17 protein-coding genes are annotated in these 17,388 nt (G+C 49.6%); 16 read left to right on the top strand and 1 reads right to left on the bottom strand.

The window, feature by feature from the left end:
* The first annotated feature begins 3 nt into the window (after window positions 1-3).
* The 15 genes from BMW97_RS23060 (at window position 4) to BMW97_RS22990 (ending at window position 16,102) form a co-directional block, all read left to right on the top strand.
* On the top strand, window positions 4-336 hold the full coding sequence (locus BMW97_RS23060; RefSeq protein WP_090393291.1) for a DUF1737 domain-containing protein: 333 nt from the start codon (window positions 4-6) through the stop codon (window positions 334-336).
* A gap of 6 nt (window positions 337-342) precedes the next feature.
* Window positions 343-765, top strand: coding sequence for a terminase small subunit-like protein (locus BMW97_RS23055; RefSeq protein WP_090393289.1), 423 nt, complete (start codon window positions 343-345; stop codon window positions 763-765).
* Complete coding sequence (locus tag BMW97_RS23050; RefSeq protein ID WP_090393287.1) at window positions 762-2,174, top strand: PBSX family phage terminase large subunit; 1,413 nt, start codon at window positions 762-764, stop codon at window positions 2,172-2,174. Before BMW97_RS23055 ends, BMW97_RS23050 begins: the two co-directional genes overlap by 4 nt.
* A gap of 2 nt (window positions 2,175-2,176) precedes the next feature.
* Window positions 2,177-4,303 carry a portal protein gene (locus tag BMW97_RS23045; RefSeq protein ID WP_090393285.1) on the top strand — a complete coding sequence of 709 codons (2,127 nt, stop codon included), beginning with the start codon at window positions 2,177-2,179 and terminating at the stop codon, window positions 4,301-4,303.
* Between the two features lie 13 nt (window positions 4,304-4,316).
* Complete coding sequence (locus BMW97_RS23040; RefSeq protein WP_090393283.1) at window positions 4,317-5,198, top strand: phage capsid protein; 882 nt, start codon at window positions 4,317-4,319, stop codon at window positions 5,196-5,198.
* A 13-nt stretch (window positions 5,199-5,211) separates the two neighbouring features.
* Window positions 5,212-6,486: a P22 phage gp5 family major capsid protein gene (locus BMW97_RS23035; RefSeq protein ID WP_090393281.1), complete on the top strand. Its 1,275-nt coding sequence runs from the start codon at window positions 5,212-5,214 to the stop codon at window positions 6,484-6,486.
* Window positions 6,487-6,526: 40 nt separating this feature from the next.
* On the top strand, window positions 6,527-6,712 hold the full coding sequence (locus BMW97_RS23030) for a hypothetical protein (RefSeq protein ID WP_069720295.1): 186 nt from the start codon (window positions 6,527-6,529) through the stop codon (window positions 6,710-6,712).
* Window positions 6,687-7,169, top strand: coding sequence for a packaged DNA stabilization gp4 family protein (locus BMW97_RS23025; RefSeq protein WP_090393278.1), 483 nt, complete (start codon window positions 6,687-6,689; stop codon window positions 7,167-7,169). The genes BMW97_RS23030 and BMW97_RS23025 overlap by 26 nt, the downstream gene beginning before the upstream one ends.
* An 8-nt stretch (window positions 7,170-7,177) precedes the next feature.
* Window positions 7,178-8,596, top strand: a complete 1,419-nt coding sequence (locus BMW97_RS23020) for a packaged DNA stabilization protein (protein ID WP_090393277.1) — start codon at window positions 7,178-7,180, stop codon at window positions 8,594-8,596.
* Window positions 8,596-9,360 (top strand): phage tail protein, encoded by a 765-nt coding sequence (locus BMW97_RS23015; protein WP_090393275.1) that lies wholly within the window; start codon window positions 8,596-8,598, stop codon window positions 9,358-9,360. The genes BMW97_RS23020 and BMW97_RS23015 overlap by 1 nt, the downstream gene beginning before the upstream one ends.
* Window positions 9,360-9,839, top strand: a complete 480-nt coding sequence (locus tag BMW97_RS23010) for a DUF2824 family protein (RefSeq protein WP_090393273.1) — start codon at window positions 9,360-9,362, stop codon at window positions 9,837-9,839. Before BMW97_RS23015 ends, BMW97_RS23010 begins: the two co-directional genes overlap by 1 nt.
* On the top strand, window positions 9,814-10,464 hold the full coding sequence (locus tag BMW97_RS23005) for a DNA transfer protein (protein ID WP_090393271.1): 651 nt from the start codon (window positions 9,814-9,816) through the stop codon (window positions 10,462-10,464). The genes BMW97_RS23010 and BMW97_RS23005 overlap by 26 nt, the downstream gene beginning before the upstream one ends.
* Window positions 10,465-10,473: 9 nt before the next feature.
* Window positions 10,474-11,886, top strand: a complete 1,413-nt coding sequence (locus BMW97_RS23000; RefSeq protein WP_090393269.1) for a phage DNA ejection protein — start codon at window positions 10,474-10,476, stop codon at window positions 11,884-11,886.
* Window positions 11,886-13,955 carry a DNA transfer protein gene (locus BMW97_RS22995; RefSeq protein WP_090393267.1) on the top strand — a complete coding sequence of 690 codons (2,070 nt, stop codon included), beginning with the start codon at window positions 11,886-11,888 and terminating at the stop codon, window positions 13,953-13,955. Before BMW97_RS23000 ends, BMW97_RS22995 begins: the two co-directional genes overlap by 1 nt.
* 155 nt (window positions 13,956-14,110) lie before the next feature.
* A complete protein-coding gene (locus BMW97_RS22990) occupies window positions 14,111-16,102 on the top strand; it encodes a phage head-binding domain-containing protein (RefSeq protein ID WP_090393265.1) in 1,992 nt (663 codons plus the stop codon).
* Between the two features lie 31 nt (window positions 16,103-16,133).
* Here BMW97_RS22990 and BMW97_RS22985 read toward each other — a convergent pair whose 3' ends face one another.
* The gene (locus BMW97_RS22985) at window positions 16,134-16,577 is read right to left on the bottom strand and encodes a hypothetical protein (RefSeq protein WP_090393263.1); all 444 of its coding nucleotides are present in this window, start codon (window positions 16,575-16,577) and stop codon (window positions 16,134-16,136) included.
* A gap of 204 nt (window positions 16,578-16,781) precedes the next feature.
* On the opposite strand from BMW97_RS22985, the gene BMW97_RS22980 reads away from it, so the two are divergent.
* Entirely contained in the window at window positions 16,782-17,171 is a 390-nt protein-coding gene (locus BMW97_RS22980; RefSeq protein WP_090393261.1) for a HumD family translesion DNA polymerase, read from the top strand.
* The last annotated feature ends 217 nt before the right edge of the window (window positions 17,172-17,388 follow it).

Genomic DNA, 17,388 nt, shown 5'->3' with positions numbered 1-17,388 from the left:
CAAATGGCAATTACGGCGATTCAAACAGCAACGGCAGGGTCAATTGCATCTCTGGTGCCCGTGGTAAAGGCTCACATCGCAGCTTCTCGATTTCCTAATGGCGGGCTGGTAGGTGTGCATGCCACGCCAACCAAGACCGAATACTTCCAGGTTGTAGCTACCGGTGGCACAGCAGCAACTGACTACGACATCGTAGTAAGCCAGGATCGTGCTGACTTCACAATCAAATGCAACGCGAAGATTACTGCCGGCTTCCTTCCTTTGGGTGACATGAGCGTTATTCAGATGGGGCCGGGTCGCACAGTAGAGTACGCACAAGCATTCACTAAGGCGTAATGAGATATGGGCGAAGAAAATAAAATCGGTCGCCCCTCTGAATATACATCGGAGGTGGCAGACGAAATATGTGCGCTGATTGCCTCCGGTGAAAGTTTGCTCAAGGTATGTAAGAAACAGGACATGCCCGACAAGTCGACCGTATTCCGCTGGCTTGCAGCTCATGAAGAGTTTCGCGACAAGTACGCAAAAGCTACTGAGGCTAGGGCTGACGCGATATTTGAAGATATGTTCGTCATTGCTGATGACGTCATACCTGATTCTGCCGAGGTGGCAAAGGCAAGGCTTCGAGTTGATACCCGTAAATGGGCGTTAGCTCGAATGAATCCTCGTAAGTATGGCGACAAGGTCACCAACGAACTCGTTGGTAAAGACGGCGGTGCTATCCTGATTGAAACATCACCTATGAGTACGCTATTCGGAAAATGACAACTATTAACCCTATCTTCCAACCGTTCATCGAGGCGCATCGCTACAAAGTCGCCAAAGGCGGTCGAGGTAGTGGTAAGTCATGGGCAATAGCACGATTGCTAATTGAAGCGGCCAGGCGTCAGTCAGTGAGAATCCTTTGTGCTCGTGAGCTACAGAACAGTATCAGTGACTCGGTAATCAGACTGCTTGAGGACACCATAGAGCGCGAAGGCTATGCGGCTGAGTTCGAAATACAGCGCTCTATGATTCGACATCTTGGCACTAACGCCGAGTTCATGTTCTACGGCATCAAGAACAACCCTACTAAGATTAAATCCCTTGAAGGCATTGATATATGCTGGGTAGAAGAAGCCGAGGCGGTTACGAAGGAATCATGGGATATCCTCATCCCAACAATTCGTAAGCCGCATTCTGAGATATGGGTGAGTTTCAACCCGAAGAACATCCTGGACGATACATATCAGCGCTTTGTTGTCGACCACCCTGATGATATCTGCCTGCTTACGGTTAACTACACAGATAACCCGCACTTCCCTGAGGTTCTTCGCCTGGAGATGGAGGAGTGCAAGCGCCGAAATCCAACCCTCTATCGTCACATCTGGCTAGGTGAGCCGGTAAGCGCAAGTGATATGGCAATCATCAGTCGTGAATGGCTGGAAGCAGCCACAGATGCGCACAGGCGCCTTGGGTGGAAAGCGAGAGGCGCAGTTATCGCAGCTCATGACCCATCAGACACAGGCCCGGATGCCAAAGGCTATGCAATGCGTCACGGTTCAGTGGTTAAGCGAATAGCTGAAGGCACGTTGATGGATGTCAATGAAGGTGCTGACTGGGCTGCTGATTTGGCTATTGGTGACAATGCAGATCACTTCCTTTTTGACGGTGACGGATTGGGCGCTGGGCTGCGTCGGCAGATAACCGATTCATTCAGTGGCAAGAAAGTCACTGTGACGATGTTTAAGGGGAGTGAATCGCCATTCGATGAAGATGCGCCATATCAGGCCGGAGCATGGGCTGATGAAGTGGTGCAGGGCGACAACATCCGTACCATCGGTGATGTGTTCCGCAATAAGCGAGCGCAGTTCTATTACACGCTGGCTGACAGGCTTTATCTGACATATCGCGCAGTTGAGCATGGAGAATATGCTGACCCTGACGAAATGCTGAGCTTCGACAAAGAGTCTATCGGCGAGAAGATGCTTGAAAAGCTCTTCGCAGAACTCACACAGATACAACGAAAATTCAACGGTAACGGCAAGCTTGAGCTCATGACCAAAGTAGACATGAAGCAGAAGCTTGGAATTCCATCCCCTAACCTGGCAGACGCACTGATGATGTGCATGCACTGCCCGGCATTAGCTCCAGAAGAAACGGACATCTACGTTCCCTCATCCTCCGGTTGGTAAAAATGGCAGAGACATTAGAGAAAAAACATGAGCGCGTCATGCTCAGGTTTGACCGCGCCTATACGCCGCAGCAAGACGTGCGCGAAAAGTGCATTGAGGCTACGCGATTCGCTCGTGTCCCTGGCGGTCAATGGGAAGGGGCAACAGCAGCGGGAACCAAGCTTGATGACCAGTTCGAGAAGTATCCGAAGTTTGAGATTAACAAAGTAGCGACCGAGCTTAACCGCATCATTGCCGAGTATCGCAACAACCGCATCACTGTGAAGTTTCGCCCTGGCGACAAAGAGGCCAGCGAAGAGTTAGCTAACAAGCTGAATGGCCTGTTCCGAGCTGACTACGAAGAGACTGACGGTGGTGAAGCTTGTGATAACGCATTTGATGATGCGGCTACCGGTGGCTTTGGCTGCTTCCGTTTAACGTCGATGTTGGTCAACGAGTATGACCCGATGGACGAGCGCCAACGCATCGCTATCGAGCCAATCTACGACCCATCACGCTCTGTGTGGTTCGACCCTGACGCTAAAAAGTACGACAAGTCAGACGCTATGTGGGCGTTCTGCATGTACTCACTCTCACCTGAGAAGTACGAGGCAGAGTATGGCAAGACTCCTCCGTCATCGCTCGATGTAACGACAATGACAAGCTGGGAGTATGACTGGTTCGAGCCTGAAGTTGTGTACATCGCGAAATACTACGAAGTGCGCAAGGAGTCAGTCGACGTAATCAGTTATCGACAGCCGCTAACTGGTGAGATTGCCACCTACGACAGTGACCAGATTGAAGACATTCAGGATGAGCTGGCTATCGCAGGCTTCGAAGAGGTTGCGCGTCGCTCTGTTAAGCGTCGCAGGGTCTATGTCTCAGTGGTTGACGGTCAGAACTTCCTTGAGAAGCCGCGCCGCATTCCCGGTGAGCATATCCCGCTCATCCCTGTGTATGGAAAGCGCTGGTTCATTGACGATATTGAGCGAGTAGAGGGTCACATTGCAAAAGCGATGGACCCACAGCGCCTCTACAACCTTCAGGTTTCGATGTTGGCTGACACAGCTGCACAAGACCCCGGACAGATCCCTATCGTTGGCATGGAGCAGATACGAGGCCTTGAGAAGCACTGGGAGGCTCGCAATAAGAAACGTCCTTCTTTCCTGCCATTGCGTGAAGTGAAGGACAAGTCCGGAAACATCATCGCAGGTGCAACGCCAGCAGGTTACACGCAGCCAGCAGTCATGAACCAGGCTCTGGCGGCATTACTGCAGCAGACCAGCGCAGACATTCAGGAAGTCACCGGTGGCAGCCAGGCAATGCAGCAGATGCCTAGTAACGTTGCGCAGGAAACCGTTAACAACCTGATGAACCGAGCTGATATGGCATCGTTCATCTACCTGGATAACATGGCTAAGAGCCTGAAGCGTGCAGGCGAGGTCTGGTTGTCGATGGCTCGCGAGGTATACGGTTCAGACCGTGAGGTTCGCGTCGTCAACGAGGATGGCACTGACGACATCGCTCTGATGAATGCGCAGGTAGTCGATCGTCAGACAGGCCGAGTTGTTGCGCTGAATGACCTTTCTACAGGACGTTACGATGTCACTGTCGATGTTGGACCAAGCTACACAGCGCGGCGAGATGCAACAGTTGCTGCCCTTACAAGCGTCCTTAATACCATGCTACCGCAAGACCCCGAAGCGGGAATCATTCGCGGTCTGATAATGGACAACATGGATGGAGAAGGGCTGGATGATTACAAGGAATACAACCGCAACAAATTGCTTACTGCGGGAGTAGTTAAGCCTCGCAACGCCAAAGAGCAACAGATTGTCATGCAGGCGCAGCAGGCGGCAGCCAACCAGCCTAACCCTGAAATGCTCATTGCACAGGCTAATCTGGTTGCGGCACAAGCCGAAGAGAAGAAAGCAGACAACGAAACGCGCAACACGCTCATCAAAGCGTTTACTGCGCAGCAGGATGCACAGGAAAGTCAGGCTAACGTTGTTTACAAGCTTTCTCAGGCAGAACACATCAACAAGCAGGGCGTCATGGATGCTATCAAGCTCCTGAATGAAGTCCTTCAATCGCAACAATCACAAATCCCTACATCACCACAGTCACCGGCAGACTCAATGCCGAGCTAAGCAGGAGTAATCAATGGAGAGCGAACTGATCATCGACGGTCAGGTTATTGATCTGTCTGAAAAACAGGAATCAGCCGAAGAAGTAACCGCTGAGCAACCGAAACCTGAGGAGCAAGTCCAGGAATCTGAAGCGAAAGCGGAGACCGAGAGTGAACAGGCCGAAGAGCAGCCGGAAGAATATTCCCTGCGCGTCGGTGATGAAGAAATTCCCCTGACGGAAGAGGATGACGATCACGTTGATGGTCAGCCTGCGCCTCAGTGGGTTAAGGATTTACGCAAGAACAACCGCGAGAAAGATAAAGAGTTACGGGAACTGCGTCGCCAGCTTGAGCAGGTTCAATCCAGGCCAGCGGAGCAGCAACCACAGCAGCAAACAGACGCTATCCCGCCTAAGCCGACTCTTGAGTCGTGTGAATACGACGAGGCAGCGTTTGAACAGGCAATGACTGACTGGCATGAGAAAAAGAGCCGTGCCGAACAGCAAAAGCAGCAACAGGAACGTCAGCAGCAGGAATATCAGCAGCGTTTCCAGCAGCGAGTAGAAGCTCATAGGCAACGAGCAGCAAAGCTCCCGGTGAAAGATTACCAGGAGATGGAAAGCATCGTTCTTAGCGAGCTCAAGCCAATTCAGCAGGAAATCATTATTCATGCAGCAGACGAGGGTTCAGAGCTGATCGCCTATGCACTCGGTAAGAACCCACAACTACGCCAGCGTGTAGCCGCTGAGACAGACCCAATTCGCGCAGCATTCCTCTTAGGCCAGATTAGCAAGCAAGTAAGCCTTGCACCGAAGCCAAAGAAAGCCATCAAACCAGAGCCGGAAGTTCGTGGTGGCGGCGCTGATGCGAAACAAGACGACTTCAACAAACTCTGCCCCGGCGCAAAAATCGAATAAAGGAAACTGCTAAATGGCTACTAACGATCTCAACAGTAACGTCAGTCAAATTGTTCTGAAAAAATTCCTGCCGGGCTTTATGTCCGACCTGGTTCTCGCTAAAACCGTCGACCGCCAGCTTCTGGCAGGTGAAATCAACTCCAGCACCGGTGATAGCGTAAGCTTCAAACGCCCACATCAGTTCGCATCTCTGCGTACTGCCACCGGTGATATCTCAGGACAGGCCAAGAACAACCTGATCTCCGGTAAAGCCACTGGTAAAGTCGGTAACTACATCACCGTAGCGGTTGAATACGGTCAGCTGGAAGAGGCCATCAAGCTGAACCAGTTGGACGAAATCCTGGCTCCTGTGCGCCAGCGAATCGTCACCGACCTGGAGACCGAACTTGCTAAGTTCATGATGAACAACGGCGCTCTGTCACTGGGTAGCCCAAACACTCCAATCAACAAATGGTCAGATGTTGCTCAGACAGCATCCTTCCTGAAGGATCTGGGTGTTGAAGAAGGTGAGAACTACGCGGTAATGGACCCATGGTCTGCACAGCGCCTGGCGGATGCTCAGTCCGGTCTGCACGCATCTGACCAACTGGTGCGCACTGCATGGGAACAGGCTCAGATTGCGTCTAACTTCGGCGGCATCCGTGCGCTAATGTCGAACGGTCTGGCATCTCGTACCCAGGGCGCATTTGGCGGCACTCTGACCGTATCTGCTACACCTACCGTTACCTACAACGCAGTGAAAGATACCTATCAGTTCACTGTAACACTTGCTGGCGCAACAGCATCTATCACTGGCTTCCTGAAAGCAGGCGATCAGATTAAGTTCACCAACACATACTGGCTGCAGCAGCAGAGCAAGCAGGCGCTGTATAACGGCTCTACGCCTATTAGCTTCACCGCCACGGTTCTGGCTGACGCTAACTCCACTGCAGGCGGCCTGGTTACTGTTACGCTGTCAGGTGTTCCGATTTACGACACTACCAACCCACAGTACAACGCAGTAAGCCGCGCTGTAACTGCTGGTGATGCAGTGACCGTGATTGGTACTGCAAGCCAGACCATGAAGCCGAATCTGTTCTACAACAAATTCTTCTGCGGTCTCGGCACCATTCCTCTGCCAAAACTGAACAGCATCGACTCAGCAGTGGCTACCTACGAAGGCTTCTCTATCCGCGTACACAAATACGCAGACGGTGACGCAAACGTGCAGAAAATGCGTTTCGACTTGCTACCTGCCTACGTGTGCTTCAACCCACACATGGGCGGACAGTTCTTCGGCAATCCGTAATCACAAGGGGCTTCGGCCCCTTTATTTTTGAGGAGACGATATGGATCGTATGAGCGTATTCCTTACCGCAGATAACGAAGCAGGTCATGTTCAGGCCGTTATCGTAGAGAAAGATTTCCCGATTTACGAAAAGCTTGGCTTTGTCGCATCAGTTGATGACCTGAAGCCAGCAACCAAACGCGGACGTAAGGCGGCAGACAATGGCGACGACTCTAACAAAGGGTGAAATCGTACTCTTTGCACTGCGTAAGCCAGCGATTGCATCAAATGCCACCCTGACTGATGTTGAGCCACAGTCTGTCGAGGATGCCATTCAGGACCTCGAAAATATGATGTACGAGTGGCAGATTAATCCTGGTGAAATTGGCTATTTGTTCTCTGCTGATGGAGAAGAGCCGCATCCTGACGATGACTCAGGATTGCCGCGCAAATACATGCAGGCTGTTGGTTATCAGCTAATGCTGCGTATCCTGTCAGACTACAATCTTGAGCCATCAGCAAGCGTACTGACTAACGCTCAGCGCTCATATGACGCACTTCTGACAGACACCCTTGTTGTTCCATCAATGCGCCGCCGCGGTGACTTCCCTGTTGGTCAGGGCAACAAATACGACGTGTTCACATCTGATCGTTATTACCCTGGCGACCTGCCGCCGATTGACGGTGATGTACCAAATCCATAGGTGAGTAAATGCCGATTCAGCAATTGCCGTTAATGAAGGGAGTCGGCAAAGACTTCACCAATGCCGATTACATTGATTTCCTGCCAGTGAACATGCTGGCAACGCCGAAAGATGTTCTTAACAGTAGCGGGTATTTACGTTCATTCCCAGGAATAGCCAAGAAGATTGATGTTGATGGCACTTCCAGAGGTGCGGAGTACAACACTGCGCAAAATGAAGTTTATCGGGTAGCAGGCAACAAGCTTTATAAAGGTGATGCAGAGGTCGGCGATGTTTCTGGCAATGGGCGCGTATCAATGGCTCACGGCCGAACATCACAGGCTGTATGCCACTCAGGGATAGTATTTGAGTATCGATATGATGGAGAACTCAAGACTATAGACAACTGGCCTGTAAGCAGTGGCTATACGCAATATGACCTTGGTCAGGCAAGAGACATCACCAGACTTAGAGGTCGTTATGCGTGGAGCAAGGCAGGTACAGACTCATGGTTTATTTCAGACCTTGAGGACGAATCTCATCCTGACAGATACGCAGCCGAATATCGCGCAGAGTCTCAACCAGATGGCATCATTGGGATGGGTTCATGGCGCGATTACATCCTCTGCTTTGGCGCAACAACGATTGAGTATTTTACCCTTACTGGAACTAGCACTCAGGGCTCGGCGATATACGTAGCTAACCCTGCTTACATGGTTCCAAAAGGTATCGCAGGAACGCATTGCAAGTGCATCTACATGGATGCATACGCAATCATCAGCAACCCTGCCACAGGCGCACCGTCTGTTTACATCATCGACTCAGGAAGAGCCTCTTCAATCGCTACAGCAAGCATTGAGAAGATAATCAGGTCATATTCCGCAGATGACCTCGCCACCGTGGTGATGGAGTCTATTCGCTTTGACGCTCATGAATTGCTGATCATACATCTTCCTCAGCATGTGCTTGTCTATGACGGCGCAGCTAGCCAGGGCTCTCCACAGTGGTCAATCCTGAAAACAGGGCTGTACGGCGATGCTTACAGGGCAATTGACCTGATGTATGAAGGAAACGCAATAACCTGTGGCGATAAGTTGAGCCCATACATCGGCACGATGAAGTTCGATTCATCAAGTCAGTATGGTGATCATCAGGAGCACTTACTCTTCACCCCACTGTTCAAGGCTGACAACGCGAGAGTGTTTGACTTTGAGCTTGAGTCATCGACTGGTGTCGAGCAGATAGCAGAAAAAATGTTCATATCTGCCACCACTGATGGCGTCAACTATGGAAGAGAGCAGATGATCCCCTGGAATGCTCCATTCGTTTATGACAAGCGAGCTATCTGGAAAAGGATTGGGCGTATAAGAAAAAACATTGGATTCAAAGTAAGGATAGTAACCAGTTCACCGGTGACTTTGTCCGGATGTCAGGTGAGGCTTGAATAATGGCAGATGACTCACTAAAAACACCTGTGATAGTCAGAGCCATCAGTCTTAACGCATCTTCTCTCCCAAAAGGATACAGCCCTGCATATGAGCAATACATATTGTCTCAGGCTCTGGATTTTACAAACGTAGCTGGAAAGGCAAATGAGGCCGGGCAGGGGGCATATGATGCACAGGTTAAGAATGATGAGCAGGACGTAACGCTCGCAGACCACGAAACAAGAATAACGAATCTAAAGGTAGAAGTTGACGACCATGAGATTCGCATAACCTCCAACACATCAGCCATAAGCGCTCTCACCATCAGGGTGACAACTGCTGAAGGTAACATCACAACCCTTCAGACAAACCTGGCCAGTTTAACCACCAGGGTAACAACTGCAGAAGGAAACATAACCACTATTCAGGGTGATTACGTTTCTAAGTCAGTGTCATCAAATCAGGTGGTGCAGTCAACAGGCGGCTCTCTCCTGGTGGGAAATATCCCTTCACCCACCTCGGACAAATTGCAGGTAGCAGGAAGTGTTAATACCTCAACATCCTACAAGGTGAACGGTGCACAAGTCGTAACAAGCAGGCAGACGGGGTGGACTGCATCAACTGGCCCAGGTTATCTCGGGGCGTTTGACTCAAGCCTGTACCCGACAATCTCAACAACATACACAGTATCAGAGCAGTATGCGATGCGTGATGCGCTTGTCCTGACCAGGCAGAGACTGGCTGCTGTTGAATATGTGCTCAGAGCTCATGGGTTGATTAACTAATGCAGATAAAGCTCATCGATAATCCGGTGAAGCTTGCAGAATTCCTAAACAATCCAGATAACACAGGAAACATAGTAGATGGCGGGGATAAATACTTCATCAAGCCTGATGCGGTCTATCTCGGAATTTATGAGGGTGTTCTGCTAGCTGGTGTTCATGAAGTGCGTAACTTCTGGCACAGCGTAGTTGAGTGTCACGCCATCTACTCACCTGGTTTTCGCGGTGAATACGCCCTCAATGGACACAGGTTATTCTGCAAATGGCTTCTTGATAATTCTCCATTCCTGAACAGCGTCACCATGGTACCAGACACAACTAAATATGGACGCGCTCTGATTCGCCTTCTTGGTGCTTCACGCATCGGTCATCTCGACGATGCATATATGAGTAACGGAAAGCCTGTCGGAGTCACCCTATATCAACTACCTCGCTCTAAATATGAGGAGCTATTAAATGCTAATTCATCAGATCGCCAATAAGCACCTCAATAAGGCAGTTTATCAAAAGGGTGGTGATGGTGGCGCTGGCGCACAGGCTGACGCCACCAAAAAAGGCATCGCACTGCAGCGAGAAATGTGGCAAACGAATATGCAGAACCTTGCGCCGTTTACGCCACTTGCGCAGCAGTACATATCACAATTGCAGGGCCTGTCCACGCTGCAGGGACAGCAGTCAGCGTTAAACGATTATTACAACTCTCAGCAGTACAAAGATATGGCCGGTCAGCTTCGATATAATGCTCTGAACTCAGCAGAAGCTACTGGTGGTCTGGGTTCCACCGCCACAACTAACTCTCTTGCAACAATTGCACCTACCCTCGGACAAAGCTGGCTATCTGGCCAGATGAACAACTACCAGAACCTGGCAAATATCGGTCTTGGTGCGTTAACAGGGCAGGCAACCGCAGGGCAAAACTACGCTAACAACGCGAGCCAGCTATACCAGCAGCAAGCAAACGCCGCTGCTGCAGGAGGAAATAAGCAGTCAAAACTTGGAGGAGCACTTCAAGGAGCAGCTGCAGGCGCAGCAGCGGGTACTGCAATAATGCCTGGTTGGGGAACAGCAATTGGCGCAGGCATAGGTGCGCTGGGTTCACTTTTCTAAGGGGAAATCATGGCTACATGGCAGCAGTCAGGTAACCCGGGCGGGTTGCTTGCAAGTCTTGGTGGAGTGAATACGAACGCCCCTCAAGCCAGCGACGCGAACGCTGCTCTGGCGTATATTCGCCAGAATAACGAAGACCAGCGCTCTGGGCGTAACAACTTGGGATTGCAGGCATTGCAGGGCATTGGTTCTGTGATGGATATGTACAAACAACAAGATCAGGCTCAGCGTAAACAGCAATTCCAGCAGGCTTACGGTCAGGCATATGCATCTGGTGATCGCAATGCTATGCGTCAACTTGCAGCACAATTCCCAGACCAGGTTGATGCTGTGCGTAATGGTATGAAGTTTGTTGATGAAGACCAGCGCAATACAGTTGGTAACCTGGCTGCAGCTGCGAGACTTGCCGCTACCTCTCCAGAGGCAATGGGCGCATGGCTGCAGAATAACGCGGCGGAGCTCCAGCGCGTCGGACTCAATCCTGCTGACGTAGCGCAGACATACCAGCAGAACCCACAGCAGTTCGGTGAGTTTGTTGACCATCTTGGCATGGCAGCGCTTGGCCCGGTTGATTACTTCAATGCTCAGGACAAGATTGTTGGGCAGGCACTGAATCGCGACAAGCTCAACGAAACCATCCGCAGCAATCAGGCTGGAGAGTCATTGCAGCGTCGAGGACAAGATATTACTGCGCGAGGACAGGACATCTCAGCGGCGACAGCGCGTCGCGGTCAGGACATGGCAATGGAGAGGGCAAACGCCAAGACCGTTGGCAGCGATGGCAAGCGAGTTGTTCAGTTATCTGATGGGAGAACAGTAAACGTTGGCGGGAAACTCCACGGTGCTGGCGCCAATGCATTCTATGAAGGCATAGACGACAACGGAAACATGGTTCGCGTTCCGGCAAGTGCGATTGCAGCTCCTGCAACATCGGCAGCTTCAGCTCAAAACTATGCTATGAAAAAGGACATTGAGGCCATTCAAAACGCCAGCACAGACTCTCTAGGTTTTTTAACCGGGATTACTGGAAGTTCTGGTACCCCAGCTATCACTGCTGACATAAGAAGCAGATTGGCAGGGAAAGAGCAACGTCAACTGTTTAATGCCGCCCAGAGAATTCAAGGACGAATGCAAAATCAGGGTATTGCAGCAGCAAAAGATATGGGGGCTAGCGGAATAAATACCGTACCCGAGGCAAAGATGTACTTCCAGAGTATGCCTCAGATTGACTACTCTAGCCCTGATGCGCTTCAGCAATCACTCCGCGACATACAGCAATACACCGACAACTACAACCAGCAGTACAGCGTGGACGTAGGTAATCGCGGCACTCAGTCACAGCCTTCACGGCCAGCACAACAATCTCAACCAGCACAGCAATCACAGCAAAGCTCAGGCTTCTCTTCACTATGGGGTGACTAATGGCTAAGGCATGGAAAGACGTTATTGCCTCGCAACAGTATCAGGCATTGGCACCAGAGCAAAAAGCGCAGGCACAGGAGCAATACTTCAATGAGGTGGTTGCTCCTCAGGCTGGCAGCAATGCAGAGCAGGCTAAACAGGCTTTCTATGCTGCATATCCAGTTCCTTCATCCGAACCTCAGCAAGCACAACAACCGCGGCAGGAATCACAGCCACAAGAACAAGGCGGTTTCCTGTCTGACCTTGGAAATGCAGCAGCAGAAACAGGTCGAGGATTACTTCAGGCTGGCATTAACATTGCAAACATCCCTGCATCAATGGCGGATGCTGTAGCAAGTGCTGGGGCTTGGGCTGGAAATAAGCTTGGCTTAGGCGATGGTACATACCAACCAGCACCGCGCGTAACCACCGAGGGACTGACTCAGGATTTAGGTCTTCAGCAGGGGGCTCTAACTCCACAGACAACAGAAGGTAAGATTTTCGCCGAAGCAATCCCCTATCTTGCACCAGTAGGATTAGGTGGCGGCGTTTCTAAAGCAGCTGCATTAGCTGAGCGCTTGGCTCCTCAGGTATTGGGTAGCGGTGCACAAGTTGCATCATCTATACCTGCTGGAGTTTCAGGAAGAGTTGCTCAGGGAGCATCTCGCCTGTTGGCAGAAAATACCGCTGGGTCAATGGCTGCAAATAGCGAGCAGAATGACCCATCAGCACTAGCCACAGACCTTGGTACTGGCGTTGTATTGGGTGGGGCAATAAATCAGCTAGGTCGCGTTGCTGGCGCTGCATATCGCGGGGTAAAAGGCGCCATCTCACCTGAGGCACAGCAGGCGATCCGATTTGCCAATTCAGCTGATGTACCTTTGCATACTACCGATGTTCTGCAGCCAAATTCTCGCGTCGGACGCATGGCTCAAACCACCGCTGAAAACATCCCATTCGCTGGAACAAGTTCTATGCGAGCAAATCAGCAGGAGGCTAGGAGCCAGTTAGTAGATGAGTTTGCGTCTAGATTTGGTGAATACGATCCTTCTATTGTGGTTGGCAGCCTGAAATCAAAAGCTTCTGGCATCAAGCGTGCTGCAGGAAACAGGCTAGAGCAACTGCAGAGTGCGATGACAGGAATAAATATCCAGCCGTCAAGAGCGATCAGGCAAATAGACACAGAAATATCTGACCTGCAGAAGCTTGGCAACGTGGCAGATAACGACACCATCTCAAAACTTCAGGCATATCGCGACGAGCTAACCAGAAACTCAAGCGCAAATGGGCCGATGATTATGGACTTTCAGCAGTTAAGCGGACTAAGAAGTCAGTTCAGGCAAGATGTTAAAGGAGAGAGAACAATTCTTCCAAATCGGTCCGAGGCTGCAGTTAATCGCGTCTATAGCGCCATGACTGGCGACATAGACAGTGCCATAGGAAAGAATCTTGGAGATGACACACTGCGAAGGTACAAGCAAGCAAATGCCATCTACGCTGACGAGGCTAATAAACTTCAAAACACTCGCCTGAAGAATGTTCTTATGAAAGGCGATCTGACACCTGAAGTTGTCAACAACATGCTTTTCAGTAAGAACAAGTCAGAAGTTCAGAACCTGTATAACTCTGTCGGACAGATTGGCCGCGCTCAGATGCGTAACGGAATCATCGGCAAGGCTATGGAGAAATCAGGTGGGTCACCTGATCAATTCCTCAGGCAAGTTAACCTAATGTCTAACCAGACAGGAATTGCATTCAAAGGCCGTGATGCTGCATATCTGAAAGGGCTTAAGAACTACCTTGAGTCAACGAAGAGAGCGGGGCAGGCTGGAGTTACAACACCAACTGGACAGCAGGCTATTCCGTTTATTATGGGCATTGGGACTGTAACTAACCCGGCGTTATTAGGGGTAGGTGGTGGTTATGGTTTGCTTGCAAGGATGTATGAGAGCGAGCCAGCGCGTAATGCAATGCTTCGCCTTGCCAACACTCCAAGAGGCTCTACAGCCTTTGAGAAAGCGTTATCTGATGTCGAGCGTGTGGTTAACTCATTCGCTCAGGGTGCGAAATCTGAAGCCTTAAGCGAATAAAAGCTTACCCACCACAAGGCCGAAGATTAAGAAAGCAAAGTTCAGTAAATCACGTTCCATAAATCCTCCTCTCTTTTAATCAATTATAACCGACCATAACGCAACGCTGCGCAAGTTTTATCTTGTGCGGCTCTGCTGCGCCCGGAGCAAAGTAAATGTCAGATATCACCGCGAATGTTGTGGTAAGCATGCCTAATCAGCTTTTCACGCTGGCAAGGTCATTTAAAGCAGCCGCAGACGGTTCTATTTATGTAGGGCAGATAGATACAGACCCAACTGTACCTGCAAACCAGGTTCAGGTTTATCTGGATAATGAAGATGGAACTCTTGTTCCTGTGTCTCAGCCACTGAAAATTAATGCCGGTGGATACCCAGTATATAGCGGGCAGATTGCTAAATTCGTAACTGTACAAGGCCACTCTATGGCTGTTTATGATGCCTATGGAGTGCAGCAGTTCTATTACCCAAACATTCTTAAGTATGACCCTGATCAGTTCAAAGCCCAGCTAGCTAACACAACAGACCCAACCCTTGGGGATGCTCTTGTTGGCGTGAAGCAACCATTTACTGGGGCAGTTGGCAGAACGCAACATGACAAAAATATAGACACTGTAAGCGCTAAGGATTTTGGTGGAATTGCTGATGGAAACACGCACCCTTTGTCAGAGAAGTTCTCCACCCTTACTGATGCGCAGGCTGTATATCCATTTGTCACATCATTGAGTCAATCCATTGACTGGGCGGCTTCTCAGGCAGCAGCAAACTCTTTGGCTCCTGCAGGTGGTCGCCTGTATTTTCCGAAAGGCGCATGGGTATGGACTGACGAACTTCGTATTTCTAATATGCCAGTTATGATTGTTGGTGACGGCATGTACGCTACGCGCATTGAACAAATCACTCCTGGGAAAAATGGGATAACATTCACAAGTAACACAGTTAATAACGCCCCATCCACCGACCCATTACTGATAAATTGCCTTCAGATAATGGATATTTCAATTAACAGGGGGGCAGGCTCGGGAGGTAGTGCGGTTTCTGCGTCATGGAAAGAAATGACCAGCAACTCTCCACAGGCTATTTTTGAAAGATTTCGCGTCTATTCCAAAACTGACGCTGGTCGTTGCTGGGCTGGTGCTATAGACCTCAGGAACTGCAATGGGCTTAGAGTTTCAACCGTTCAACTTCATGGCAACCCATTAGAAACAGCATCAACTACAGCAGACCCATACACAATGCGTTATGGATTCAGGCTTAGCAATGATAGCGGCGATTCGTTAGGATTGATTTCATTCTTCATTGATAAGCTAACTATTATCGCTGCAGGTGTTGGTATAGATGTATTTGGGTGGCATGAGGGTTTTGAAATCTGCAACAGTGAAATTGTTCAGGTGGCGACAGGGATAAGAGTTCAGGGTAATGCGACACATAAGAACCCAGACTTCTTCTATCTAAATTCGCACATTGAAGCTCGAATAAAATGCGTATCACTTAGCAATGTGTTCAAGGCTAAGTTTACAGCTTGCGATCTGTTCCAGTCATCTGCAACTGGCTATACAGGCTCTGTTATTGAGTTGAATGGCTGCGATGCATTCTCTGCAACCGGATGTGCCATCTCAATGCAAAGGGGAACATCTACATACACTGTAGCGGGTATTGTTTCTGCGACGTCATATCATGGAAATGTTAGTGGATGCACTTTCCTTGGCCTTGATTCAGGCGTAGACGTTAATGCTGACTCATGGAATATTGGGAATAACGTTTTCTATCAGGTTACATACCCCATTCGGCTATATGGAAATCTTCATACTTTAGGTGTTAACAAATATACACAATGTGCAAACACGGTAGTCTATTCAGGTAGTGGACACCAAATCACACCGATTCAGTTTACCGCATCATATTCACTTTCAGTGACAGTGGCAGGCAATCAGCAAGGATTCACCGTACCAATTCCTTCCGGAGTTTTCCCATCTGCGCCTGATATTGGTTTTTGCGCCCCACTTGGCGGACCTACAACATTGCTGATGTCATGTTCTTATAACAGATCATCCAGCAGCGCAACAGGCGCTAAGTTTGAAGTAACAGGTTCAGCATCAATCCCAACAGGGACCTACATCTTCTCTATAAATCTCATGTCGAGACAGTAAGAAAGCAAAAGGGAGCATCCGCTCCCTTTTTTTATCTGTTAAAAAAGAAAGGGGGATGTGAGTATTTTAGAGATTCATCAAGAAGAATTTTGATGTTCTCTTTTTTCCTTTTCATGGTCCCTTCGGCCTTGATGATGGCCTCAATCGCAATCTGGTGCTGGTCGTAAACGTGGTATGGGATAGGCAATTTCTCGCTCTCATCACTCCATGTTACGTGCTTGCAAAGCACCAGTGCGATATCTTTCCTACCTGGATAATCACCCTCGGCATTCTCTGCAAGCTCACAGATATCGTCATAGAGCCGGTTGATCTTATACTGTGGTGTTGTCTGGTTCATTGTTCCACCTTCTACTACTTCACCAGTTTTTAAACCATCGGCATACTGCCTAAGTGCTAAAGATGTTCCCTCAAAATGTTTCTCATTTATGAGGTAGCCACCCATAATCCTGAGCTCTTCTTCTCTAGTTGGACCCATAAATACCTTCCACAAAGGTTGTCCGCCATCCATCAGGCGTTAAGTTGACGAACTTTAGCATAGAATCATGCACATTTCCCAATCATCAACGAGTGCACAGCCTGCCTCCGCCAAAATCCATGGATAAATTTTCTGGTTGCGTATTGATCGATAGCGCCGATCAATAATACTGTATGCATATACAGTAACTATCGGAGGTGCATCATGGGATTCCCGAGTCCAGCGCAAGACTATGTTGAAGAACGCATATCACTCGACAAGCGTTTTATCGCTCATCCTTCGGCCACTTACATGATGGTAGCGGGCTCTACATACCTGCGCGCTGGCATAATGAAGGGCGCAATGCTTATCGTTGACTCGTCGCTGACGCCGAAGGACGGTTCTCTGCTTGTGTGTGCTATTGATGGTGAGTTCAGGATCATGCGTTACAGGACGCTGCCGCATCCTTGTCTAGAAAACCCTGAAAATGGAGTAAGGGAGCCATTACCCTCGAAGGATGAGGTGTCGGATACTTCTCGGCCAGTATTCGGGGTGATCACCTACACCATCAACGATGCACGATCTGGCGAGTTTGATGATTGTCCGGTGATGTGAGACAGAAATGGGACACACAAAGCTTTGCATCGGTTTGCAAGGCTTTGCATGTTTTTCGAAGATGGGACGTGTGAGCGCAGTGTTGGCAGGGTATGTTATTGAGTTAAAAGGTAGTTCTTATAATTCGTAATGCGAAGGTCGTAGGTTCGACTCCTATTATCGGCACCAGTCATATCAAGTAGTTACGCGTCATTTGTACCTTCCTTATTTTCACTGT

Origin of the sequence: Enterobacter sp. NFIX58, assembly GCF_900110475.1 — a bacterium.
Taxonomy (GTDB): domain Bacteria; phylum Pseudomonadota; class Gammaproteobacteria; order Enterobacterales; family Enterobacteriaceae; genus Enterobacter; species Enterobacter quasiroggenkampii.
The sequence above is the reverse complement of the archived record's forward strand: the minus strand, read 5'-3'. Positions and strand labels throughout refer to the sequence as shown.